This window comes from Nocardioides sp. NPDC087217 (genome assembly GCF_044744805.1).
Classification (GTDB): Bacteria; Actinomycetota; Actinomycetes; order Propionibacteriales; family Nocardioidaceae; genus Nocardioides.
This window is the reverse complement of sequence record NZ_JBIUZB010000001.1, coordinates 1,139,221-1,163,491: the sequence shown is the minus strand read 5'-3', so window position 1 is coordinate 1,163,491 and position 24,271 is coordinate 1,139,221. Positions and strand designations below refer to the sequence as shown.

18 protein-coding genes are annotated in these 24,271 nt (G+C 69.6%); 8 read left to right on the top strand and 10 right to left on the bottom strand.

From position 1 onward, the window contains the following. Positions 1-155: 155 nt before the first annotated feature. Together pcrA and ACIO3S_RS05710 are read right to left on the bottom strand one after the other, a co-directional pair. Positions 156-2,615, bottom strand: coding sequence for a DNA helicase PcrA (gene pcrA / locus ACIO3S_RS05715; RefSeq protein WP_400460426.1), 2,460 nt, complete (start codon positions 2,613-2,615; stop codon positions 156-158). Between the two features lie 62 nt (positions 2,616-2,677). Continuing rightward, positions 2,678-3,040, bottom strand: coding sequence for a hypothetical protein (locus ACIO3S_RS05710; protein WP_350719670.1), 363 nt, complete (start codon positions 3,038-3,040; stop codon positions 2,678-2,680). A 170-nt stretch (positions 3,041-3,210) separates the two neighbouring features. On the opposite strand from ACIO3S_RS05710, the gene ACIO3S_RS05705 reads away from it, so the two are divergent. Beyond that, positions 3,211-5,481 (top strand): SulP family inorganic anion transporter, encoded by a 2,271-nt coding sequence (locus ACIO3S_RS05705; RefSeq protein WP_400460424.1) that lies wholly within the window; start codon positions 3,211-3,213, stop codon positions 5,479-5,481. 5 nt (positions 5,482-5,486) lie between these two features. Here the strand turns inward: ACIO3S_RS05705 and ACIO3S_RS05700 are convergent, their stop codons facing one another. After that, complete coding sequence (locus ACIO3S_RS05700; RefSeq protein WP_350719667.1) at positions 5,487-6,134, bottom strand: response regulator transcription factor; 648 nt, start codon at positions 6,132-6,134, stop codon at positions 5,487-5,489. Further along, the gene (locus ACIO3S_RS05695; RefSeq protein WP_400460421.1) at positions 6,127-7,452 is read right to left on the bottom strand and encodes a PspC domain-containing protein; all 1,326 of its coding nucleotides are present in this window, start codon (positions 7,450-7,452) and stop codon (positions 6,127-6,129) included. Before ACIO3S_RS05695 ends, ACIO3S_RS05700 begins: the two co-directional genes overlap by 8 nt. Before the next feature lie 124 nt (positions 7,453-7,576). Between ACIO3S_RS05695 and ACIO3S_RS05690 the strand changes: the two genes are divergently transcribed. From ACIO3S_RS05690 to ACIO3S_RS05680, 3 genes are all read left to right on the top strand, one after another. Further along, entirely contained in the window at positions 7,577-8,875 is a 1,299-nt protein-coding gene (locus ACIO3S_RS05690) for a PspC domain-containing protein (RefSeq protein WP_400460419.1), read from the top strand. Further along, on the top strand, positions 8,872-9,126 hold the full coding sequence (locus ACIO3S_RS05685) for a hypothetical protein (RefSeq protein WP_160025267.1): 255 nt from the start codon (positions 8,872-8,874) through the stop codon (positions 9,124-9,126). The genes ACIO3S_RS05690 and ACIO3S_RS05685 overlap by 4 nt, the downstream gene beginning before the upstream one ends. A gap of 410 nt (positions 9,127-9,536) precedes the next feature. After that, entirely contained in the window at positions 9,537-10,811 is a 1,275-nt protein-coding gene (locus ACIO3S_RS05680; protein WP_400460417.1) for a DUF222 domain-containing protein, read from the top strand. Positions 10,812-11,452: 641 nt separating this feature from the next. Here the strand turns inward: ACIO3S_RS05680 and ACIO3S_RS05675 are convergent. The 6 genes from ACIO3S_RS05675 to fgd all read right to left on the bottom strand — a co-directional run bounded on the left by ACIO3S_RS05675 (position 11,453) and on the right by fgd (position 16,865). Beyond that, the gene (locus tag ACIO3S_RS05675) at positions 11,453-12,073 is read right to left on the bottom strand and encodes a helix-turn-helix domain-containing protein (RefSeq protein ID WP_350841120.1); all 621 of its coding nucleotides are present in this window, start codon (positions 12,071-12,073) and stop codon (positions 11,453-11,455) included. A gap of 29 nt (positions 12,074-12,102) precedes the next feature. Continuing rightward, complete coding sequence (locus ACIO3S_RS05670; RefSeq protein WP_400460414.1) at positions 12,103-12,981, bottom strand: glycerophosphodiester phosphodiesterase family protein; 879 nt, start codon at positions 12,979-12,981, stop codon at positions 12,103-12,105. A 101-nt stretch (positions 12,982-13,082) separates the two neighbouring features. Next, complete coding sequence (locus ACIO3S_RS05665; RefSeq protein ID WP_378840532.1) at positions 13,083-13,808, bottom strand: acyltransferase; 726 nt, start codon at positions 13,806-13,808, stop codon at positions 13,083-13,085. 19 nt (positions 13,809-13,827) lie between these two features. Beyond that, positions 13,828-14,610, bottom strand: a complete 783-nt coding sequence (locus tag ACIO3S_RS05660) for an SDR family NAD(P)-dependent oxidoreductase (protein WP_400460411.1) — start codon at positions 14,608-14,610, stop codon at positions 13,828-13,830. Between the two features lie 107 nt (positions 14,611-14,717). Continuing rightward, on the bottom strand, positions 14,718-15,692 hold the full coding sequence (locus ACIO3S_RS05655) for an RNA polymerase subunit sigma-70 (RefSeq protein ID WP_400460409.1): 975 nt from the start codon (positions 15,690-15,692) through the stop codon (positions 14,718-14,720). A gap of 168 nt (positions 15,693-15,860) precedes the next feature. Next, positions 15,861-16,865: a glucose-6-phosphate dehydrogenase (coenzyme-F420) gene (fgd, locus tag ACIO3S_RS05650; RefSeq protein ID WP_160025275.1), complete on the bottom strand. Its 1,005-nt coding sequence runs from the start codon at positions 16,863-16,865 to the stop codon at positions 15,861-15,863. A 23-nt stretch (positions 16,866-16,888) separates the two neighbouring features. On the opposite strand from fgd, the gene ACIO3S_RS05645 reads away from it, so the two are divergent. The 4 genes from ACIO3S_RS05645 (at position 16,889) to ACIO3S_RS05630 (ending at position 24,249) form a co-directional block, all read left to right on the top strand. Then, complete coding sequence (locus ACIO3S_RS05645) at positions 16,889-17,944, top strand: LLM class F420-dependent oxidoreductase (RefSeq protein WP_400460406.1); 1,056 nt, start codon at positions 16,889-16,891, stop codon at positions 17,942-17,944. A 92-nt stretch (positions 17,945-18,036) separates the two neighbouring features. After that, positions 18,037-20,346 (top strand): MMPL family transporter, encoded by a 2,310-nt coding sequence (locus ACIO3S_RS05640; RefSeq protein WP_400460404.1) that lies wholly within the window; start codon positions 18,037-18,039, stop codon positions 20,344-20,346. Between the two features lie 337 nt (positions 20,347-20,683). After that, positions 20,684-21,862, top strand: a complete 1,179-nt coding sequence (locus ACIO3S_RS05635) for a hypothetical protein (RefSeq protein WP_400460402.1) — start codon at positions 20,684-20,686, stop codon at positions 21,860-21,862. A 128-nt stretch (positions 21,863-21,990) separates the two neighbouring features. After that, positions 21,991-24,249, top strand: a complete 2,259-nt coding sequence (locus ACIO3S_RS05630; protein ID WP_400460400.1) for a serine/threonine protein kinase — start codon at positions 21,991-21,993, stop codon at positions 24,247-24,249. Positions 24,250-24,271 lie beyond the last annotated feature (22 nt).

Here is a 24,271-nt window from a genome sequence, read left to right as displayed (position 1 = left end):
AGCGCGTCAGCTCGGCACACAGCCGAGTCGGCGCAACTGCACGCCTTGCAGCGAAGCGAAGCGAGCGAGGCGTGCGGTTGCGCCGACTCGGCGTACCACGAGGAACAGCCGCTTACCGCGCTACCAAAGCCCCGTGAGCCCTCAGCCGCCCCGCGTCACAGCTTCTCGACCGGCGCGTAGCGCAGCAGCAGCCGCTTGACCCCGGTGTCCCCGAAGTCGATGCTCGCGACCTGCTTGTCGCCCGAGCCCTCGATGGTGACGACGGTGCCGAGGCCGAAGGAGTCGTGGGTGACGCGGTCGCCCGGGTCGAGCGAGGGCACCTCACGGGCCGGCTTCGACTTGGCCGCGACGTCGGCACGCAGCGCGGCCGAGGAGAAGTTGCGGCGTCCGGCGGCCGTGGGCTGACCGAGACGCTGGCCACCGCCCCAGCTGTCGTTGGCGAAGTTCGGCCGGCCCCAGGAGGACATCTCCTTCTCCGTACGCCGCCAGTCGACCAGGTCGACCGGGAGCTCGTCGAGGAAGCGGCTGCCGGGGTTGTGCGAGGGCGCGCCCCAGGCGGACCTGACGACGGCGCGCGAGATGAAGAGCCGCTTCTCGGCACGGGTGATGCCGACGTAGGCCAGGCGGCGCTCCTCCTCGAGCTCGGTGCCGTCACCGAGGGCCCGGGAGTGCGGGAAGACGCCGTCCTCCATGCCGGTGAGGAAGACCGCGGGGAACTCCAGGCCCTTGGCGGTGTGGAGGGTCATCAGGGTGACCACGCCGTCCTCGTCGTCGGGGATCTGGTCGGTGTCGGCGACGAGGGCGACCCGCTCCAGGAAGTCGCGGAGCCCGGGCTCGACGGTTCCGGCGTCGACGTCGGCCGGGTCGGCGCTCGGGGCCGCGACCGGGTCGTCGGAGAACTCACGGGCCACGGCGACGAGCTCGGCGAGGTTCTCCACGCGGGTCTCGTCCTGCGGGTCGTCGGACTCCTCGAGCGAGGCGAGGTAGCCCGATCGGTCGAGCACCGTCTCCAGGATGACGTCGGCCCGCTCACCGGCGGCGACCATCTGCAGCAGCTCTTCGACCATCGCGACGAAGGCCTTGATGTTGGTCAGGCTGCGGGTGGCCAGACCGGGAGCGTCCTCGGCCTTCTGCAGCGCGTCCCAGAAGGTCAGGCCGTCGCGCTCGGCGAGCGCGTTGACACAGGCCACGGCACGGTCGCCGATGCCCCGCTTGGGGGTGTTGAGGATCCTTCGGAGCGAGACCTGGTCGTCGGGGTTGGCCAGGGTGCGCAGGTAGGCCAGGGCGTCGCGTACTTCCTTGCGCTCGTAGAAGCGCACACCGCCGACGACCTTGTAGGGCTGGCCGGTGCGGATGAACACCTCCTCGAAGACACGCGACTGGGCGTTGGTGCGGTAGAAGACGGCGACGTCGGCAGCCTTGAGCCCACCGTCGACCAGCTTGTCGATCTCGTCGGAGACGAACCGGGCCTCGTCGCGCTCGTCGTCGGCGACGTAGCCGACGATGCGATCACCGTTGCCGGCGTCGCTCCACAGCGCCTTCTCCTTGCGACCCTTGTTGTGCTTGATGACCGCGTTGGCCGCGGTGAGGATCGTCTGGGTGGAGCGGTAGTTCTGCTCCAGCAGGATGGTGGTCGCGTTGGGGAAGTCCTGCTCGAAGTCGAGGATGTTGCGGATGTTGGCGCCGCGGAAGGCGTAGATCGACTGGTCGGCGTCGCCGACGACCATCAGCTCGGCCGGCTCGGCACGCGGAGTCTCCTCGGCGTAGGTGTCGGTCAGCGCGGTGTCGTCCATCCGGTCGGCGCAGAGCTCGTGGACCAGGGCGTACTGAGCGTGGTTGGTGTCCTGGTACTCGTCGACCAGCACATGCCGGAAGCGGCGCCGGTAGACCTCGCGCACCTCCGGGTAGGTCCGGAAGAGCTCGACCGTCGACATGATCAGGTCGTCGAAGTCGAGGGCGTTCGCCTGCCGCAGACGCTTCTGATACTCCTTGTAGGCCGCCACATAGGTCTGCTCGAGGTGGTTGCGCGCGTCCTTCTCGGCCGCCTCGACGTCGCGCAGCTCGTTCTTCTGGTCGCTGACCCAGTTGAGCACCTGGCCGGGCTGGTAGTGACGCGGGTCGAGGTCGAGGTCGCTGAGCACCAGCTGCATCAGCCGCTTCTGGTCCTGGGCGTCGTAGATGGAGAAGTTGGACTTCAGCCCGACCTTGTCGATCTCCTTGCGAAGGATCCGCACGCAGGCGCTGTGGAACGTGGAGACCCACATGATCCGGGCGCGCTTGCCGACCAGGGCCTCGACGCGCTCCTTCATCTCGGCCGCGGCCTTGTTGGTGAAGGTGATCGCCAGGATGCTGCCGGGGTGGGCGCCGCGCTGCGAGATCAGCCACGCGATCCGCCGGGTCAGCACCCGGGTCTTGCCCGACCCCGCACCCGCGACGACCAGGAGGGGCGCTCCCTGGTGCTGCACCGCGGCCTTCTGGGGCTCGTTGAGCCCGTCGAGGAGCTCCTCGGTGCTCGGGCCACGCCGTTTCGTACGCGGCTCGTCGGCCGGCTGCGCCGAGGCGAAGGCCTCGAGGCCCGGAATGGTTGCGACAGGGGTCTGGTCAGGCGTACTCATGCTGCCTCCAGCCTAGGGGCTGGCACCGACAAGTCACGGGTCGGCGGGCCCTGTGAGAATCGTCAGGCAGCGACGTGCGCGGAGGACCAGAAGACCGCCACGCAGACGTTGATGATCGTCAGCCCGAAGATCGTCCAGTAGAGCCCGTCGGAGATCTTGGGCTTGCGCAGCTGCGACATCACCAGGCCGAGGATGACCAGGCCGATCACGAGCTTCACGCCGACCTTGGCGTGGTCGACCGGCCCGTCGCCCATCTCGAGGACGCCGACGAGCAGCAGCCCGGCGAGGAACGCGGTGCCGGAGCCGTCGCGCATGAGGCCGTTGGCGACCTTGTCAGGGGTCTTGATCTGCACCAGCAGGCCGCCGAAGAGCGCTGCGAAGCCGAGCAGGTGAATGACGAGCAGGATGTGCCGCACGATCTCCATGGGCAAAGACTAGAGCCACCGCTTCGGAGCCCACCACGCGGTACCGCTTCGGCACGTTTTCGAACGATCACACGATTTTGGTCACATTCACCTTGGGGAATTCGGCGACGTCTGCCTACTCTCACCGTGACCGCCACCATCGCTCTCGGCTCCGCAAGGAGGATTCTGACGTGTCATCACCCAACCCGACCCTGCCCACTGGCGGGTCCAGACCGCTCGATCAGCTCCGCCAGACCATTCGCTTCGACGTACCGGCCTCGCTGGTCGTCTTTCTCGTCGCCGTGCCGCTCTCGCTCGGCATCGCCGTCGCCTCCGGTGCTCCTGTCGCCGCGGGCCTGATCGCCGCCGCAGCGGGCGGCATCGTTGCCGGCCTGTTCGGCGGCTCCCCACTGCAGGTCAGCGGCCCCGCTGCCGGCATGACCGTCGTCGTGGCCGAGACGGTCGCCGAGTTCGGCTGGGAGGCGACCTGCGCCATCACCGTGATGGCCGGGGTGCTCCAAGTCGTGCTCGGTGCCACCCGGCTCGGGCGCTACGCGCTGGCGATCTCGCCCACCGTCGTCAGCGCGATGCTCGCTGCGATCGGAATCTCGATCGTGCTCGGCCAGCTCAACGTCGCCCTCGGCGGCCGGTCGCAGTCCAGCGCGTTCGAGAACGTCAAGCACATCATCGGCAACGCTCAGGAACCCAACATCCACGCCGTCCTGGCCGGGCTCGGGGTGATCGCCATCCTGCTCGCCTGGCCACGGCTCCCGCAGCGGATCCGCGCGGTGCCCGGCCAGCTGGTCGCTGTCGTCGCGCTCACCCTCCTCGCGGCTGCGTGGCTGCCGGGCGCCGAGCGGGTCGAGCTCGGCGGTGACCTGCTCAACGAGATCGGCTCGGTCGCGCTGCCGGAAGGCACCCCGCTCGCCGTGGCCGGCGCGGTGCTCACCGTGGCGCTGGTCGCGAGCGTCGAGAGCCTGCTCTCGGCGGTTGCCGTCGACAAGCTGCACGGCGGCCCGCGCAGCAACCTCAACCGCGAGCTCGTCGGCCAGGGTCTGGCCAACTCCGCATCCGGTGCCCTGGGCGGCCTCCCGGTCACCGGCGTCATCGTGCGCAGCTCGACCAACGTCGCCGCCGGAGCCCGCACCCGTGCGTCCGCGATCCTGCACGGCGTCTGGGTGCTCCTCTTCGCCCTCGTCCTGGTCGGACTCGTGGAGCAGATCCCGCTCGCCGCTCTGGCCGGGCTGCTGATCATGATGGGCACCGGCCTGGTCCGGCCTGCCGACATCTCCCAGGCGCACGCCCGTGGCGAGCTGTGGATCTACGGCCTCACCATCGCGGGAGTGCTCGCGCTCAACCTCATCGAAGGTGTCCTGATCGGCCTCGTGGCCGCGCTGGTGCTGGTGCTGTGGCGCCTGGTCCATGTGCGGATCGACGTACGGATGGCCGGCCAGGCCGCCGACGGCCGCGAGAAGTGGCTGGTCGAGTTGCACGGCAGCCTTTCGTTCCTGGCGACGCCGACACTGGTGAGCAGGCTCGACGAGATCCCGGAGGGCCAGGTCGTCGAGCTCGACCTCCTCGTCGACTACCTCGACCCGGCGGGACGTGACCAGCTCGACCACTGGCGCGCCCGCTACGAGGCCGCCGGTGGCACCGTGCTCGTGGAACACTCCGGACCGCACGGCGAAGAAGCACCCCGCCAGGAGCGCGCACTGAAGGCGCCGCCGATCAGCCCCCGCGGCCTGCTGCCGTGGAGCGCCTGGCAGGACGTACGCGCCGACCGCACCGACCGGCACCACCCGCTCGCCCTCGGCGTGCGGGAGTACCACCGCCGCCACGCGGCACCGCTGCGCCCGGTCTACGAGGGGCTGGCCGACGGCCAGGAGCCGCACGCGGTCTTCCTGACCTGCGTCGACTCCCGGGTCGTGCCGAACCTGATCACGTCGAGCGGACCGGGCGACCTGCTGACCGTGCGCACCATGGGCAACCTGGTGCCCGAGCCCGGTAGCCCGGACAGCTCGGTCGCGGCGCCGATGCTCTTCGGCGTCGACGACCTCGGCATCAACACCGTCGTCGTCTGCGGCCACTCCCGCTGCGGGGCGATCACCTCCGCGCTGGAGAGCACCCGTGCCGGGGACGTGCCCGCCGGGCCGGTCGGCGACTGGCTGCGCCATGCCGCTCCGGCCATCCACGAGTGGCAGGCCGGACACCCCGTCGGCGCCGCAGCCGCCGCGGCCGGCCGGAGCGAGGTCGACCAGGTCTCCCAGGTCAACGTCGCGGTGATGATCGACCGCCTCGGGGAGCTCCTGGCAGGCCGGGACGTACGTCTCGTGGGGCTGTTCCTGGACATCTCCGACGGGACGCTGCAGATCCTGCGCGGCGACGGGTTCACGACGCTCACCGACGCGGAGACCGATGAGCTCGCCCACCTGATGGAGGCTCGCCCACCGGAGCCGGCGTAGGAGGTCTAGAGCAGGCGGCGGTCGTTGGCCCAGCGAGTGAGCTCGTGACGGCTCGACAGCTGCAGCTTGCGCAGCACGTTGGACATGTGGGTCTCGACCGTCTTGATCGAGATGAACAGCTCGCCGGCGACCTCCTTGTAGGAGTAGCCACGGGCGATGAGGCGCATCACTTCGCGCTCTCGTTCGGTCAGGCGGTCGAGATCCTCGTCGATGTCGGCGATGGCGATGGTGCCGGCGAAGGCGTCGAGCACGAAGCCGGCCAGACGCGGTGAGAAGACCGCGTCTCCGCCGGAGACGCGCTGGATCGCGGCGACCAGCTCGGCACCGGTGATGGTCTTGGTGACGTAACCCCTGGCGCCGCCGCGGATGGTGCCGATGACGTCCTCGGCCGCGTCGGAGACAGACAGCGCGAGGTAGCGCGGCGAGCCGTCGACGGCGGGCGCCTTGCGCATCACCTCGACACCGCCCCCGCCGGGAAGATGTACGTCGAGCAGCACCACGTCGGGCTTGCCCTCGGCGATCGCCTTGACCGCGGAGTCGACATCCTCGGCCTCCCCGACGATCCGGATCACCGGCGAACGGCTCAGCTCGGCGCGTACGCCGGTGCGGAACATCGCATGGTCGTCGACGATGACGACCTTGACCTCACTCATGGTTGCTCTCCATCCGCGGCTGCTTCAGCCGCACCTCGGTGCCCTCTCCCGGAGACGATCTCACCACAGCGCTGCCGCCGTGGCGCGACATCCGGTCGATGATGCTGTCGCGTACGCCGTGCCGGTCGGCGGAGACCTCGTCGACGACGAAGCCCGCTCCCCGGTCGCGGACGAAGACCTCGAAGGCCTCCTCGGTCGCCTCAGCGTAGACGTCGACCCGTCCGGTGCCGGCGTGCTTGGCGGCGTTGGTGACCGCCTCTCGGGTGGCGGCGACGATCGGGCGCACGGTCTCGTCGAAGGGGCCGTCGCCGACGACCACCACGTCGACGGTCACGCCGTGGGCGTCCTCGACCTCTGCTGCGGCCGCCTTCAGCGCGGCCGCGAACGTCTCGTCGGCCTCGGCCGGGGTCGAGAAGAGCCACTCTCGCAGGTCGCGCTCCTGGGCGCGGGCCAGCTTCTGCACCATCGCGGGATCGCCGGAGTTGCGCTGGATCAGGGCGAGGGTCTGAAGGACGGAGTCGTGCAGGTGAGCGGCCATGTCGGCACGCTCCTGGCTCCGGATCCGCTCCTCGCGCTCGCTGCCCAGATCGCTGGCGAGCTGGTGCATCCACGGCCCGACGACGAGGAAGCCCGCGCCGAGCACGATCAGCCCGGCGATGATCAGCGCGGTGGCGTTGCCGAAGTCCAGCTGGCCGCCGGCGAGGATCACCGCGAAGAGCATCAGCCCGACGCCGACACCGACCCGGACGTACGCCCGCCAGCCACCCTTCCCGAACACCATCCGCACCAGGTCGAGGCGTCCGGTGCCGTCGATCCAGCGCTCCCGCTGGGCGGCGTCGGCCTGGCGCCACAGCAGCGCGACACCGGCGACGCCGAGCATCGCCGGCCAGATCAGCGCACCGGCACCGAGCACGGTGTCGAAGAGCACCACGGCACCGAACCCGAGGGCGAGCAGCGCGATCGCCGGGCCCTTGTCGACGCCGCCCGAACGCGCGGCGGGGCGGCGGCCACCGCGGGTCGCGCTCTCACCGCCTGGTGTGGACTGCTCCAGGAGAGGCGCGGCGGGGATGAAGATCCACAGGGCGGCGTAGAGCAGCACGCCGAAGCCGCTGAACACGGCGGTCACCACGAAGAACGCACGCACGGCGAGCACCGGGAGGCCGAGGTGTTCGGCCAGGCCCGCGGCCACGCCGCCGATCACCGACGCGTCGGTGTCGCGGTAGGCGCGGCGTACCGCTGGAGCGGGGCCCGAAGCCATAGGGCCTGTGCGCTCCGGGGGCGGTTCCGGCAGCTCCGCGGTGGCATGGGTTGTCGTCATGATGACATCCATCGTCACACCAACCACGGGTGTGTGCCATGAGGATTCACCCTGATCCTTGCTCGTCGAGAACTCAGGGCCGTCCCTGATGGTCTGCGGGGTGCGGAGGAGTCAGAGTAGGGGTGTGACGATCCCGCCCGAGGCGCCGCCGCCTCCCAACCCGGAGCCGCCACCGCCTGCCTCCGAGGCGCGCGCCCGGCCCAGTGTCGAGCAGCTGCGCAACCTCAGTGGCCTGCGGCGTACGACCCATGCCTCTCCGGAGGGACGGCACATCGCCGGCGTCGCGGGTGGGATCGCACGCCACTTCGACGTCGACCCGCTGCTGGTGCGGGTGTTGCTGGTCGTGGCGGTGTTCTTCGGGGGCGCCGGCGGGATCGTGTACGTCGCGGCCTGGGTGCTGGTGCCCGAGGAGGGCGCCGAGGACGGGATGATCCCCGTCGGACCACCTGCCCGCAACCTCCTGCTCTGGATCGCCGGCGGGATCGCGGCGATCTCGCTGCTCGGCGACGCGTTCGGTGACACCAGCGTCCCGTGGTTCTGGCTCGCGGTGCTCGGGGTGGTCGCGCTCTGGTACGCCAACCGCGGGAAGTGGGGCCGCAAGCGCGGCGGACCTCCCCCGTCCTCTGCCTCGTCTCCTTCCACCACGAGCATGCACGTTCCCGCAGCCCAGACACGTACTCTTCCGGCGCCGTGGCCGCCCGGATCCTACGATCCCAGCGCGCCCGTCACCGTGGCCGGTCGGCGGCGCCCGCCGCTGCTGTTCGGACGCGCCATCGCGGTCGCCGCGCTGGTGGTCGGTGTCCTCGGGCTCGTCGACGTCGCCGACTGGGCGCCGGTCCCGACCAGCGCCTACCCGGCGGCGCTCCTGGCCGTCTTCGGTGGCTTCCTCGTGCTCGGCGCCTTCTGGGGCCGGGCCGGCGGGCTGATCTTCCTCGGGCTGCTGGCGCTCGCCGCGCTGCCGCTCACCATGATCGACCCCTCCAACATCGACACCGGCAGCAGCATCGAGTCCCATCCGCGGAGCGTCGCGATGCTGGAGTCGTCGTACCAGGTCGACGCCGGGGAGATCACGCTGGACCTGAGCGCCATCGATGCGAAGACGCTCGACGGCCGCGAGCTCGACATCAACAGCTCCTTCGGCGAGATCACCGTGATCGTCCCCGACGACGCCACCGTCGCCGTCGACGCCTCCGTCAGCGCCCTCGGTGAGACGCGGATCTTCGACGAGACCCGCGGCGACGTCGGCGGGTTCAGCCTCGCCCGCACCCACGTCGCCGGCGAGGAAGGCAGTGAACCCGGTCTCGCCGACGACGCCGACCTCCACCTGACCATCACCGCGGACGTCGGGGAGATCAAGGTCTTCGAGGAGAGCGACCCCCGAGCCGCCGCCTTCGTCGGAACGGCCGAGAGGAGCAACCCGTGAGCTACGACTACGCCCCGCCGCCACGTTTCGAGGACCAGGCGCAACCGCCGAAGCCCACCGGCCGGCACCCGGTCAACATCGGCCACCTGGTCATGGGACTCGCCTTTCTCGTCTTCGTCGTCGTGTGGGCCTTGATCGTCAGCGGGACCGTCGTCATCCACAGCGTCGAGGACCTTCGCTGGCTTCTTCCGCTTCCCTGGATCGTCGGCGGCTCCATCGGGCTTCTCGCTGCGCTTCTTCGGAAGAACTGACTTCTTTTCGCGGGGGCGCGTTTGTCTTCTCTGCGGGATCGTTCTTCTTGGTTGGGGTGGGCCGCCGACCCTTGCTTTGAGGGTCTTCTCGACGAACCCCGGAGTCAAGGACGGCCTTCGGCCGCCGGCTTCGCCGGCCGCTTCGCGGTCCTTGACACCGGGGCCCGTCGAGAAAGATTTTGGCTGGCTATCGGGGCGGCGGCCCGGGTGTGGCGCAGCGGAATCTAGCTTCGGACAGGTGATGCTCATGGGGTGTGAGGGTGGCCCTTCGGGCCACTTACCATCCACAGGAACGAGAGCGTTCGCTCACCGCGAAAACAGTGCTTGACCTGGGAAAATAGATAGTCAGATGAGCATCTGAGGCGTAGAATCGGACACATCACAGCACACCTCTGAAGGAGAGGGCAGCGATGAGTCTCGGCCGCTCGATCGACCACTGGGGCACCAACCCCGGCGACGCGATCGACGCTGCCCTGCAGGCCATCGAGACCGCCCTCGAAGAGCTCCTCGCCACCGATCCCGCCTACTGGCGCACTGAGCAGAAGAAAGGCCTCCTCGAGCGGCTGGAGAAACTCCAAGCCCAACAAGCCGCACTGAAACTGCGAGTCCTTGCTGCGGCCGGTGATATTGCTGAGGAGACCGGCGCGAAAGACGCCTCCGGATGGATGCGGGCCGACCTCCTCGTTGACAAGGCCGTGGCGCGCTCCCAGATCAAACTCGCGGCGGCGGTGACCAAGTACGACCTCGTCGCTGCCGGCCTGGCCGCAGGTGTCGTGTCCCAGGACAAGGCCCGGGTGATCACCCAGGCGCTCGACAAGATCGAGGCCGACCCTGTCGCGAGTGCCGAGGACCTGGTCCTGGCGGAGAAGCTGCTCGTTGACTACGCCACCCGGTTGACCGCGAACGAACTCCGCATCGTCGGGAGACGGATCCTGGCCGAGATCGACCCGGCCCGGTTCGAGGACGCCGAAGCCAAAGCCCTGTTGGCCGAAGAAGAACGCGCCCACCAGAAGACCGCGCTACGGGTGTGGGACAACCACGACGGCACCATCGGGTTCGACGGCGTCCTGCCGACCTCGATCGGGATGCGGTTCAAGCGGCTGGTGGAGGCCTACGCCCAGCCCCGTAAGCAGCAGTTGGTCGGCAAGGGTGCCCCGCTGCCGCCGTGGGAACGGCTGATGGGCCAGGGCTTCGCCCGGCTGCTCGAGACCGTCGACCCGGCCGCGCTACCCCGCCACGGTGGCGATGCCACCACCATCAACGTGGTCATCAGCCTCGAGGAGCTCCGCAAGGACCTCGGGATCGCCACGTTGGGCTATGACGAGACCAACGGCACCACCATCAGCGCGGCCGAGGCCCGCAAGTTGGCGTGTAACGCCACCATCATCCCCTGGGTCCTCGGCGGCGACAGCGAGGTCCTCGACGCCGGTCGGGGCAGCAGGTTCTTCCAGCCCATCCAACGCAAAGCGATGCGGCTCCAGCACAAGTGCTGCCAAGCCGAGGGGTGTGACATGCCACCCGAATGGTGCGATGCCCACCATCTAGACCCGTGGTCCGCCGGCGGGAAGACAGATCTCAAGGACGGTGCGTTGTTGTGTCCGCATCATCACCGATTGGCCCACAATGCGGCGTACGTTCATGAGCGGCTACCGGACGGCACCATCCGGTTCACCCGCCGCCCCTGACCGGCTGGGCGAGGAACCACACCACCGGGCCTGCCCGTCGGGCCTGACGACTCGCTGAAGGCGCCTGGTGCCCAAATGAGCCTTCCGGCCAGATGCCTCGACTCCACGCGCGCCGTTCCCCTGCTGGCGGGAACATTTCCCCACTGCAGCGAACGTTCCCCACACTCCGGCGCATGGGGAACCTCCACGCCCGTAGAGAACTCTCCCGATCGGTGGGAAACTCGCGACCCGGCCGGCACCGAACCATACCCGGTACCGAACCAGACCCGGTCAGGAACAACGGCCCGCTTGTGAACCATTCACAAGATCGCGCCGACTGCCGTAGGCACCCACGAGGCACGATCCGCCCGCACACGACGAGCCCACGGCCCCCAAGCCCGTGCCCAACTGAATCCGCTGCGCCAAACTCTCGCCGCCGACCCGATACAGGCCAAGTCTTTCTCGATCGCGTACCGGGTCAAGGATCGCCGCAGGCGACCGGCGAAGCCGGCGGGCGAAGCCCGTCCTTGACGCGGTGCGCGATCGAGAAACAATCGAACCAAGGGTCGGCGGCGAACCCCGAAACGAAACCACGGCCACCTCCGCGGCGGCGAACCGAGACCAAACCAAGACCGACGAAGCTCGACAGCGAAACCGACAGCCTAGGAGACGCTCGAGATCTCCCCCGCCCACCGCCCGATCAACTCAGCTTCATGCGGAGGCGGACCGGGGAGGCGGCGGCTGGCTGCCTCGGCGCGAAGGCCGTCGCAGACGAGGGCGAGGTAGCGGCGACGCAGGGCGGCGCTGCGTACGTCGTCTCCTACGTCGATGCGGCTGATCTGCTCGAGGAGCACGGTGATGTCGGCGCGAGTGACGTCGGGGCGGAGGATGCCGCTGCCACGGGCGCCGCGCAGGAGGCGGTTGGTGGTGTGTACGGCGAGTTTGTCCAGGTCACGCAGGACCTCGTCGAAGCTGACCTCGTCGCGCAGGGCGAGGGTGAGCCTCGGGAGTCCGTCGTCGAGCACCTGGCGCAGGAAGCCCGTGAACGCGTGCCACGGGTCGTCGGTGTCGCTCAGCGCCGCCTCGGCGAAGGCGATGTAGCGGCGATAGCTGTCGGCGGCGACGGCCCGCAGCAGTGTCTGCTTGTTGGCGTAGCGCCGATAGAGCCCGGCCACTCCCATCCCGGCCTCCTCTGCGACCGCGGCCATAGTCGCGCGGGGGTCCCTGAGCAGGACCTCCCGAGCGGCGATCAGGACCGCGCGGTCCGCATTGAGGGGCGGCATGCCCCACACCCTACGTGCGGGCGCCAGACTCAGGCGGTCTGAACCTGTGTGATGTCGGCCAAGGCCGCGATCGGACGGTTCGGGTAGTCGGCGAACACGCCGTCCACACCGGCCTCGAAGAGGCGATTCGCCTGGTCGCGGCCTGCTTTCAGGGTCCAGACGAAGACCAGCAGACCGTGCCGGTGGGCCTCGTCGGCCAAGCCGGTGGGTGGCTGTCCCTTCTTGCGGACCATCGACTTCTTGGGGCCGATGGCCTGGGCGTACGTCGCGATCTCCGCACAGTCGACCGCACCCCACTTCTTGTCGACCAGCTGGACCAGCGGAAGGTCGGTGCGGGTGCTCATCTCCCGCACCCACGCCTCGTCGAAGCTCTGCAGCCACAGCCGCTGGGTGGGCAGGCCCGGAAGACTGTTCCAGGCGTCGACGCCGTGGTCGGCGAGGATCTGCAGCAGGGTCTCGGTGACGGGCAGGCCGATGGAGGCGAAGTACGTCGGGTGCTTGACCTCCACATGCAGCCCGACCCGCCGACCGCGGCGCTGCGACTCGTCGGCGACGAGCAGCAGGAGCGTGTCGAGGGTGATGATCGGCTGGCTGTTCGTCGGTGCCCCGAGGCTGAGCAGCTCGGAGAAGGTGAAGTCCTCGGTGAACCAGCCGGTCCACTTCTTGCCGCTGATGACCTTGGTCGTACGCCGCTCCGCGAACTCCAGGCGCGAGGCCACGTCCGTGGTGCGGGAGAGCTCGTTCTCGTGGCGGAGCACCATCACCCCGTCCCTCGTCATCACCACGTCCGTCTCGAGCGCGTCCACGCCCTGGCGCAGCGCCAGACGGTAGGACTCCAAGGAGTGCTCCGGCAGATAGCCGGGCGCTCCGCGATGGCCGATCACAAGGGGGCGGTGGGCCGATGCCATGGCGTCAAGCGTGCGTGCCGGCAGCGACGCTGCGGCGGGCGCAATGTGAATGGGACGTTACGAGCGGCGGGCCGTTCGGTTCGGCGCCCTGAGGGTTGTCGTCAGGGGGTGTCCTCGCCGGACCAGACGACGTTCTCGCGGATCAGTCGGGCGGGGACGCCGGCCACGGCCGTACGCGGTTCGACCTTCTGGTTGCGGACCATGGCGCGCATACCGACGACGGCACCGTCACCGATCTCGGCGTGGCCGGTGACGATCACGTCACGGCCGAGCCAGACGTGCTCGCCGAAGCGGATGTTGGCGCCGTACGGATTGATCCGCTGCCCGGTCTCACCGTCCTCGAGCCGGTGCATGTCGTCGGTGGCGACGTAGACGTTGGCCGCCCAGAGCTGGTCGCGGGCAGCCACGATGGAGCCGCCGTTGCGGGCGTCGATCTGCGCGCGCGAGGTCGCGACGAGACCACCGGAGAGGATCACCGCAGAGCCGCCGCCGCAGTAGATCTCGCCCCAGACCATGCTCGTGTCCGGGCCGATGAAGATGGTCGGCGAGTCGCCGCCGACCAGCAGCGCCTGCATCGAGGTGATGTCGGTCGCGACCACGATCAGCGCGTCGGAGAACGGGTAGAACCCGAGCAGCTCGATCAGCCGCTCGTCGAGGGGGAACCCGTCGCGCAGGTAGAGCGCGTTGCCGCCCTCGTGCCACCACTCCGGCAACGGCCCGGTGATCTCGCTGAGCTCGAGCCCGGCAAGCACCTCCGGCTCGAGCCCCGCGGCGATGAGCCGCTCCCGATGTACGTCGGTGAGCGGCTCACCCCTGGTCCAGGACATGCCGGGAACCATAACCGGTTCAGCTCGGGTACATCCCACTGGTCACGTTGAGCCAGGCGCCGGTGATCGCGCCGGCGCCGTCGGAGGCGAGGAAGATCGCGGTGTCGGCGACCTCCTTCAGCCGCGGCGACCGCTTGGTCATCCGCATTCCGTCGAGGTTCGCCCGGATCCCGTCGAGGGCCTCCTCCGGCAGCCGCGTCCCGAGGACCCGCTCGAACTTCTCCACCGTGAACGTCTCGGTGATCCCGGCGGTCCAGATCCCCACGACGCGTACGCCGGAGGGTCCGACCTCCGCGGCGAGATCACGGACCAGCGCGTCGAGGGCACCGTCGGCCGCGCTGGTCCCGCCCATGCCGGGCGCCGAGCCGCGTGCGGAGCCGGAGTCGAGCGCGAGCACGACACCGCGGCCCTGCGCAACCATCTGCCGCGCGGCCGCGCGGGCGGTGTGGAAGGAGCCGGCGATGCCGCGTACGACTGGCTGGGTGTAGTCGTCGGCCGAGATCTCCAGCAGCGTCTGCCCCTGGATGTCGCCGCGGTCGGCGACGTTGAACGAGATGTCGAGCGAGCCGGTCTCGGCAACGACCCGCTCCACGAAGTCGATCACGGCGTCCTCGTCGAGGATGTCGACCACCCCGTAGCCGGCTGCGCCGACCTCCTCGGCTCTGGCCGCCAGGCTGGCCTCGGTGCGGCCGGCGAGGTAGACCGTGGCACCCGCCTCGGCGAAGGCCTTCGCGGTCGCCGAGCCGATGTCGCCCGCGCCGCCCCAGACGATGGCGGTGCGGTCCTGAAGCTGTGCGTTCATGGTTTCTCCTGAGCTCCTGTCGCGCACCCGTCGTGCGCGATCTGCCCGTTAGGACGTACGCAGCGCCGGCAGCTCATCGGGTGCGCCGAGACTTTTTCGGGCCGGCGTCAGGTCAGCGCCTGCGGGAGCCCGAAGGCGGGGAAGAGATGCGGCTCGAAGGTGGTGATCTGGGCGAGCCGGCCGTCGACGATGCGGAGCACGTCGAGCGTCTGCGGGCGGTAGATCGTGGTGCCGGGGCGGCGTACGTAGCCCGCGACCGCGGGCATCCGGTTGGCCTGCGCCGGGATGAACCTCCATTCGCCCAGGTAGGTCGGCGAGTTCGGGTCGAGGTTGGGCAGCACGAACGACAGCAGCGCGTCGCGGGTGGTGAACCAGAACGGGTTGGGCGGCATGGTGAGCACGGCATCGCTGGTCAGCAGGTCGGCGATGCCCTCGCGCCAGTTGCTCGCCCCGGCGGCGATGTAGGCGTCGATGACCTTCCGCTCCTCCTCGGTCGGCCCCTCGGTGCGCCACGTCGACCGGTCCTCGGGCAGATGGCGGCGCAGCGCCGGCTTGGCGCGCTGCAGCAGCGAGTTCACGGTGGCGACGGTGACGTCGAGCGCGGCCGCGGTGTCGTCGGCCGACCAGCCGAGCACCTCGCGGAAGACGAAGACGGCCCGCTGCTGCGGGGTCAGGTGCTGGATCGCGGTCAGGAAGACCAGCTCGATCGTCTCGCGCGCGACCGCCTCGTCCTCCGGGCGCTCCGGCTCGAGCAGGGAGTCCGGGAACGGCTGGAGCCACTCCAGCAGCTCCGGGGGCTCACCGGTGCCGTGATCGAACCCCGGCAGCGGGGCGTACGTCCTCGGCCGCCGTTCGTTGCGGCGCAGAAAGTCGAGGCAGGTGTTGGTGGCGATCCGGTAGAGCCACGCCCGCATCGCCTCGGGGTCGGTCAGCTGGTCGCGCCGCTCCCAGGCCTTGACCAGGGTCTCCTGCACCAGGTCCTCGGCCTCGTCGAAGCTCGCCACCATCCGGTAGCAGTGCACACGCAGCTCGCGCCGGTGCTTCTCGGCGGCGTCCACGAACGGGTCGACCATCAGGCTCATGCCTGGTGAGCGTAGGTGCCCGCCGACCACACCGAGAACGGAATTCGCAACCGATCCCAAACGAGTGCAACACAACACATCCGGACGGCGTACCACGTATGTGGGGCGGTCCTCCCAGGGCCCCGGTTCTGATTCCCGGCCGGGGCCCTGGCCATGCTCCGGCCCAGCTCAGGCGAGAGCGCGGAGCTTGGGGAGGATCTCCTCACCGTAGAGCTTGAGGAACTTCGCCTGGTCCGGACCCGGGGCGTGGAAGACCAGGTGGGTGAAGCCCATGTCGAGGTATTCCTTGATCCGCGCGACGTGCTCGTCGGGGTCGGTCGACACGATGAACCGCTTGGCGGTCGCCTCGGTCGGGAGCGCGTCGGCGAGTCGCTGCATCTCGACCGGGTCCTCGACGGAGTGCTTCTGCTCGGCGCTGAGACCGAGAGCGCCCCAGAAGCGGGTCGCCTCCATCGCCTGCTCCAGGTCGTGGTCGAAGGAGACCTTGACCTCGATCATCATGTCCACGTCCTCCGGCTTGCGCTCGGAGAGCTCGATGCCGGTCCGTACGGCCGGGAGCAGCGTGTCGGTGTAGAGCTCGGCGCCCTTGCCCGACGTGGTGATGTAGCCGTCACCGGCTCGGCCGGCGTACTTGGTCGCGGCCGGGCCGCTGCCGGCCAGGTAGATCGGGACCGGCGTCGACGGCTTGTCGTAGATGGTCGCCCGGTCGAGCTGGTAGTAGTCGCCCTCGAAGGTGACCCGGTCCTCGGACCAGAGCTTCTTGATCACGCGCACGGCCTCGCGGAACCGCGCGAACCGCACCTTGCCCTCGGGCCACTCGATGCCCAGCGGGGCCTCGTTCATCGCCTCACCGGTGCCCATCCCGAGGACGACGCGGTCGGGGAAGAGCGAGCCGAGGGTCGCGAACGACTGCGCCACGATCGCCGGGTGGTAGCGGAACGTCGGGGTGAGCACCGAGGTGCCCATCACGATCCGCTCCGTGCGCGCACCGAGTGCGCCCAGCCAGGTCATCGCGAATGGTGCGTGACCGCCGTCGTGTCTCCAGGGCTGGAGATGGTCGGAGATGAAGACCGAGTCGAAACCCTGCTCCTCCGCCATCACGCCGTAGTTCAGCAGCTCCGTGGGTGCGAACTGCTCGTTGGACGCCTTGTATCCGAACCTGATCTCCGTCACACGGTCACGGTAGCCTCCCCAACATGAAGCAGCCCAGTATGAAGCTTGCGATGCCCTTGACCTACTTCGGCAACCCGCGCGAGACCGCGGACCAGGTCGTCGGCCTGGAGAAGGCGGGGCTCGACCAGCTCTGGGTCGCCGAGCCGTACGGCTTCGACGCGGTCTCGCTGCTCGGCTACCTGGCCGCCAAGACGGAGAGGGTCGAGCTCGGCTCGGGCATCCTCAACATCTACAGCCGTACGCCGGGAGCACTGCTCCAGACCGCGGCCGGTCTCGACAACGTCTCCGGCGGCCGCGCGATCCTGGGCCTGGGCGCGAGCGGACCCCAGGTCATCGAGGGCTTCCACGGGGTGGCGTACGACAAGCCGTTGACCCGCACCCGCGAGATCATCGGGCTGCTGCGCGCCGGCCTGCGGGGCGAGCGGCTGAAGAGCGACGGTCTCTACAAGATCCCGCTGCCGGCCGACCAGGGCACCGGTCTCGGCAAGCCGCTCAAGCTGCTCAACAGGCCTGAGCGTGCCGACACCCCGATCTGGGTGGCCGCGCTCGGTGACAACAACGTCGCCATGACCGCCGAGATCGCCGACGGCTGGCTGCCGTTCCAGTTCCTGCCCGACAAGGCCCGCGACGTCTGGGGCGCGGCGCTCGACAAGGGCCTGGCCAAGCGCTCGCCCGACCTGAAGCCGCTGGAGATCTCCGCCGGCGGTCTGCTCGCGATCACGGACGACCCCGACGAGGCCAAGCGCCACCGCGACACGATGCGCGGACTGCTGGCGCTGTACGTCGGCGGCATGGGCGCCCGCGGTAAGAACTTCTACAACGACATGGCCGTGAAGTACGGCTTCGGCGACGCGGCCAAGAAGATCCAGGACCTCTACCTCGACGGCCACAAGCGCGACGCCGAGGCCGAGGTCCCCGACGCCTGGCTCGAGGCCGGCAACCTCGTCGGACCGGAGTCGTTCGTGAAGGAGCGGATCGCGGCGTTCCAGGAGGCCGGCGTGACCAGCCTCCAGGTGACTCCCGCCTTCGGCACCGACGGTCTCGCGTCGATCGCCCAGGTCAAGGAGTGGCTGGCCTGATCTCCCGGCCGGCTGTGAACTCGCTTACACCCACGGCCGGCCCGGACGTCCCGCTGTGACGCTGCCCCCACGGGCATTGGTTGCATGGACGTATGTCTGAGCGGATCGTCAGCGCCATCACCGGGCCCGTCACCAAGTGGGTCGTGCTCGGCTTCTGGCTGGTGATGCTGGTCCTGATGGGTCCGCTGACGGGCAAGCTCGGCGACGTCGAGTCCCACGACAACTCCGACTGGCTCCCGGCCAACGCGGAGTCGACCCAGGCGATCGACGAGCTCGCCAAGGTGCAGGACCCCGACGACCTGACCACCACGATCGTCTACCACCGCGAGGGCGGCCTGACGAAGTCCGACTACACCGCGATCGTGCTGCAGATCCCGGAGATCGCGTCGCTCGACGGCGTGGTGACCCAGGAGAGCAAGCCGGATCAGCCGGTCATGCCGGCGATCGCGTATCCGACCGGGGAGAAGAAGGGTCAGAAGCACGGCCTGGTCTCCGCCGACGGCGAGGTCGCCACGGTCTCGCTCGTGGTCAACTACGCCGACGAGGACCCGACCGCGCTGCTCGAGCTGCGCGACGACCTGGTCGAGATGACGAAGATCGACGGCGTCGACGTCTACATCGGCGGCGCGGGTGGTTCCACGGCCGACCAGATGGAGGCCGGCGCCGGCATCGGCGGCGCGCTGCTCTACGCCGCCGCGGGCGTGGTCATCGTGATCCTGCTGATCACCTACCGCAGCCCGGTGCTGTGGTTCCTCCCGCTCGTCTCGGTGCTGGTCGCGCTGGTCGTGTCGATGGGGGTCGTCTACCTCTGCGCGATGTACGCCGGGCTGACCCTCAACCAGATGAACCGGGCGATCCTCGACGTGCTCGTCTTCGGCGCGGGCACCGACTATGCGCTGCTGCTCATCGCCCGCTATCGCGAGGAGCTGGGCCGCCACGAGGACCGGCACAAGGCGATGGCGGCTGCGCTGCGCGGGTCGGCCCCCGCGATCATCGCCTCGGCCGGCACCGTCACCGTCGGCATGCTCGGCCTGATGGTCGCCACCATGGGGTCGACCGCCAGCCTCGGCCCGGTCTGCGCGATCGGCATCGTCGCCGGCCTGGTCGTGATGCTGACCCTGCTCCCGGCCCTGCTGGTGATCACGGGTCGCTGGGTGTTCTGGCCGGTCAAGCCGGCGTACGGCACTTCCGGCGAGAAGTCCGGCGGCATCTGGGCGCGGCTCGGCGACTGGATCCGGAAGCGGCCCCGGGCGGTCTGGATCGGCACCGCCGCGGTGCTGCTGGCCTGCTGCGGCGGGCTCTCGATGCTCAACATCACCACGCTGGACAGCTCGGAGACCTACACCAAGGACTTCCCGTCGCTGATCGGCGACCGGGTACTCGAGGAGCACGACCTCGGTGACCCGTCCAACCCGATCCAGGTCGTCTCGGCCCCGGGCACCGAGAAGGACGTCGTCGAGGCGCTCACGAAAGCCGGCTACGAGGGCGTCACCCCGGTCACCGACGGCACCCACGAGGTCGCGCTGACCGCGGTCCCGCTGGCCACCGACCCGATGTCGAAGGCGTCGTTCGACACCGTCGAGGACGTACGCGGCGTCGTCCACGCCGTCGACGGCGCCGACGCGCTCGCCACCGGCACCGCAGCGATCCAGCTCGACATGGCCTCGGCGACCGACCGGGACACCAAGGTCGTGATGCCGCTGGTGCTCGGGCTGGTGCTGATCATCTTGATGATCCTGCTCCGCTCGGTCCTCTCCCCGCTGCTGCTGATGGCCACGGTCGTCCTCAGCTTCGGCGCCGCGCTCGGCCTCTCGGCGATCATCTTCGACGCGATGGGATTCGCCGGGCAGGGCCGCGAGTTCCCGCTGTTCGTCTTCGTGTTCCTGGTCGCGCTGGGCATCGACTACAACATCTTCCTGATGCACCGGGTCCGTGAGGAGGTCGTCGCCCATGGCGACACCCGCCGCGCCTCTCTGGTCGCCCTCTCGGCGACCGGCGGCGTCATCACCAGCGCCGGCATCGTCCTGGCCGCGACGTTCGCGGTGCTCACCACGCTGCCGCACGTGAGCTTCATCGAGATCGGCCTGGCGATCGCCCTCGGCGTACTCCTCGACACCCTCGTGGTCCGCTCCATCCTGGTGACCGCCATCAACCTCGATCTGGGTGACGTCATCTGGTGGCCGAGCCGGCTCGCGCGCGGGCGAACGAAAATTCGTTCGCCGCATCCGGCGGCCGTCGGGCAGCCGATGGCCCCTGCCTATCACCAGCCCCGCCAGCAGATCGATCACCAGCTCCGCCAACCTCCGCCCATGCGCGGCCCGCGGCCCCCTCGGGACCTCCGGGGTCAGCCACCGCAGCAGCGCCGGCCGCGCGACCCCGGCCGGTATCCGGGCCAGTACTGAGGCCCCGGCTGCGAATTCGGCGAAGTGTCTTTACGATGTGCCCTACGACTCGGGTCGCTCGGCCCGGTCGCCCACTTCACTGACATGCGGGGCGTGCGACATGGGGCCAGACGACCAGGACAAGACGAGACCGGGTACGCCGCGGCCCACGCCGCCTCCGGCGCCTGAGCCGGCGAACCCCATCGACCCGGACGCGACCCGGATCCCCAGCGCGCGCCCCACCCCGCCGCCTCCTCCGCCTCCCCCGTCGTCGCCTCCCCCGTCGTCGCCCCCTCCCTCATCGCCGCCGCCCTCTCAGCCGCCGACGGCACCGCCCCCGCCGCCACCCACAACGGCGATGCCGGCTGCACCGCCCAGCGGCTACGGGCCGCCCCCGGGGCAGCCGCCCGTTGCGTACGCCTCGGCCTATGGGCTGCCGCCACACCACCAACAGCAGAAGAAGAGCAACAAGGGACTGTTGATCGGGCTCGGCGCCGCGGGCGCGGTGGTGCTCGTCGCACTGCTCGGCACCGGGGCATGGGCGTTCTTCACCGGGCGTCTCGGGTTCGGCCCGCTGAGCGCGGAGGACAAGAAGGCGGTGGCGGCGATCGCCGCGGACGCGCCGAAGCCGGCCTGGGCCTCGGCCGGGGACGCCACGTGTGCCGCCGAGCAGCTGGTCAAGGACGAGCGCAGCGACGCCCTGCGCAAGGCCGGGCTGATCCAGATCTCCGGCGAGTCGGTGACCTACACCGGCGCGTGGCGGGGACAGCAGGCGACGACGTACGCCGAGGGTCTGCTCTCCTGCTCGGGTGACTGGAGCAAGGCGATCGGCAAGGAGTGGGCACTGACCGACACCGACTGCCTCGGCGACGTCGACGAGACTGCGATGGCCGGCCTGATCACCACCCAGGTCATGGAGGTCGAGGACGCCGGCGTCACGAAGCAGGCCGACAAGGCGGTCGCCGCGCTCGACGAGTGCTACGTCAGCGACGAGCTCACTGCGCCGGCCGCGACGGCCACCCCGGCCGTGCTCGGCGTCGACTTCGCGGTCACCTCGCCGACCGTCGAGGGCAGCGAGGTGGTCGTGCAGGCGAAGTCCGCCGACTCCTCGGAGTGGGCGCCGGTGACCGGCGGGAAGATCAACATCCCCGTCCGCGAAGGCGGCCAGGAGGGCTGCGCGACCTTCCAGGCCTCGATCAACTACCCCTGGGGCACCACCAAGACCAGCGAGAGCGAGGCCTGCGGGAAGGCGAAGGATCGCAGGCTGTGGTGGACGAAGGACAAGTCGTGCGCCCAGCCGAAGTACGCCCCGTGCAGCTCCTGGACGCTCCACTACGAGGGCTACGAGCTCCTCTCCAGCGTCACCATCAAGCTGAAGCTCAACGGCGGGGACTGCCGGTCGGCCTCCGGATCGTGCTCGGACACGGCCTTCGTCACCAAGCCGAGTGGCACCTGGACCAACTGGACCGCACCGAAGGGCTGGAAGGACCGGTTCACCGCAGAGGTCGACGGGCTCAAGGCCGTCCTCCCGAACTAGTCCAACCGAACGAGCGTCTTAACAATTGGTCTCGCCCGTGGCGTTGCCGCACGACGATCGTTAAGGGGACGCTAGGGTTTCGGCAGAGGTCTGGAATCGGGTAAAAAAATCAGGGCGAGGTTCTAAAGATGGTTGCGTTCCCCCAGGAAGGCGAGCAGTTCGGTCGCTACGTGATCGAGCGGGTCCTGGGTCAAGGTGGCATGGGTGTCGTCTACCAGGCGAAGGACCCGGCACTGCGACGCAAGGTGGCGCTGAAGCTGGTGCTGCCCTCGCTCACGGTCGACAAGGACTTCATCACCCGCTTCGAGCGGGAAGCCAACATCCTGGCCAAGCTGCGCTCGCGCAACATCGTTCAGATCATCGAATACGGCGAGGTCGAGGGCACCGTCTACCTCGTCACCGAGTACGTCCCCGATGGCGACCTGCACGGCTGGCTGAAGACCAAGGGGGCGCTGGAGACCGTCCAGGCGCTGCGCCTGGTCGGTGACGTCAGCGACGCCCTCTTCGACGCGCACCGCGCCGGTGTGGTCCACCGCGACGTGAAGCCGTCCAACGTGCTCCTGTGGGAGCGCCAGGAAGGCGAGCTCGTCCCCTACCTCACCGACTTCGGCATCGCGACCGAGGGCGACTCCAACGTGACCCGGGCCGGCTCGGTGGTGGGCTCGCTGCCCTACATGTCGCCCGAGCGTCACATGGGTGAGCAGGCGACCGCGGCGGGCGACATCTACGCCGCCGGCTGTCTGCTGTGGGCCTGCCTGACCGGCAAGGCGCCCTACACCGGCACCGACTTCGAGCTGATGAGCGCCCACATCAACAGCCCGGTGCCGCGGCTGCCCGCCTCGACGCCCGGCGCCGACCTGATCAACCCGATCATCCAGCGGGCGCTGGCGAAGAAGCCGGAGAACCGCTTCCGGACCGCGGCCGAGCTCTCCAAGGCGCTCGACAAGGCCGCCGACCGGCTCGAGGAGTCCGGTCTCGGTGGTGGTGTCATCGGCGGTGTCGCCGGAGCGGCCGCTGCCGATCTCGGCTCCCGTCCCGGGGTCACCTGGGACACCACCGCGGACGGCACCTCCGGGGCCGGCGCCGACGCCCCCGAGGCCGAGGCTCAGCCGACGATCGTCAAGCGCCCGGGCGAAGGCACCCCGACTCCCGCCCCGCTCGCCAACGAGACCGACTCCACGGTCGTGCACAGCGGCAAGGGCCTGCCCCAGACTGCTGCCGCCGCGGCCTCGACCGGCGGCACCGGCGCCGGCGGCGGCCAGCCCGAGTGGCTGCCCTCGCACCACTCCAACGCCGGCCAGGGCAACGCCGGCGACAAGAAGAAGCTCTACACCATCGTCGGTGGCGGGGTCGCCGCGGTTCTGCTGCTCGGCGTCGGCATCTTCACCCAAGGCTTCGGCATCTTCGGTCTCCACGGCGACGACGCCAAGGCGGCCGAGGCGATCGCCAGTGGCGTTCCCAAGCCGGGCTGGGCCACCGAGGACCAGATGACCTGCGCGGCCGAGACTCTGGTCGGGAAGGTTCCCGCGGCCGAGCTGCGCTCTCACGGCGTCGTGGACGCCGGCGACGACTGGACCTACACCGGCGAATGGCCCGCGGACGACGCGATGAACTTCAGCCGGGGCCTGCTCGACTGCACCGAGTCGTGGGCGACCGAGATCGGCGACAACTGGAAGGTCGGCGACACCCGCTGCATGGAGAAGGAGGTCGACAAGACCTCCATGGCCGGCCTCCTCGCGGTCGGCGACCTCCTCAAAGACGGCGACCCCGGCGCTGCCGGCCCGGCCAAGGAGAAGGCGGTCAAGGCCCTCGACGCGTGCTACGTGAAGGCCGACGCGCTCGGCGCCAAGGTGACTCCCAAGGCCGCCTACATGCAGGTCGACTTCGACGTCCAGGAGCCCACCGCTCCCGGCGGGCAGTCGGTGATCGGGATCGCCAAGGGCGGAAGCGAAAGCTTCGAGGAGCTCAAGGGCTCCACCTACGAGCTGCCCGTCACCGAGGGTGGCGTCGAGGGCTGTATCGCGGTCAAGACCACCGTCACCTTCGCCTGGGGCACCGAGAAGGCCACCGACGCCCAGTCCTGCGGCCGGGCCGCGGCGAAGAAGCTCGAGTGGACCAAGCAGGACAAGTGCACCGACCCCGTCTACACGAAGCAGAAGATCGCCTGCAACACCTGGCGGCTCAGCTTCGAAGGCTTCCAGCCGGGCAAGAAGTTCAACGTGAAGCTCACCCTCAACGGGGGCAAGTGCGGCGCCAAGAAGTGTGACTGGCCGGGCACCCCCGGCGGCGACGGCAAGGGTGTCATCGTCGACTGGTCGGGCCCCCAGGACTGGAACGCCAAGTTCGTCGCCACCGCCCCCGGAGCGAGCGCCCAGATCGACAACTAGTTCGACAACTGGGCGGTGCCTA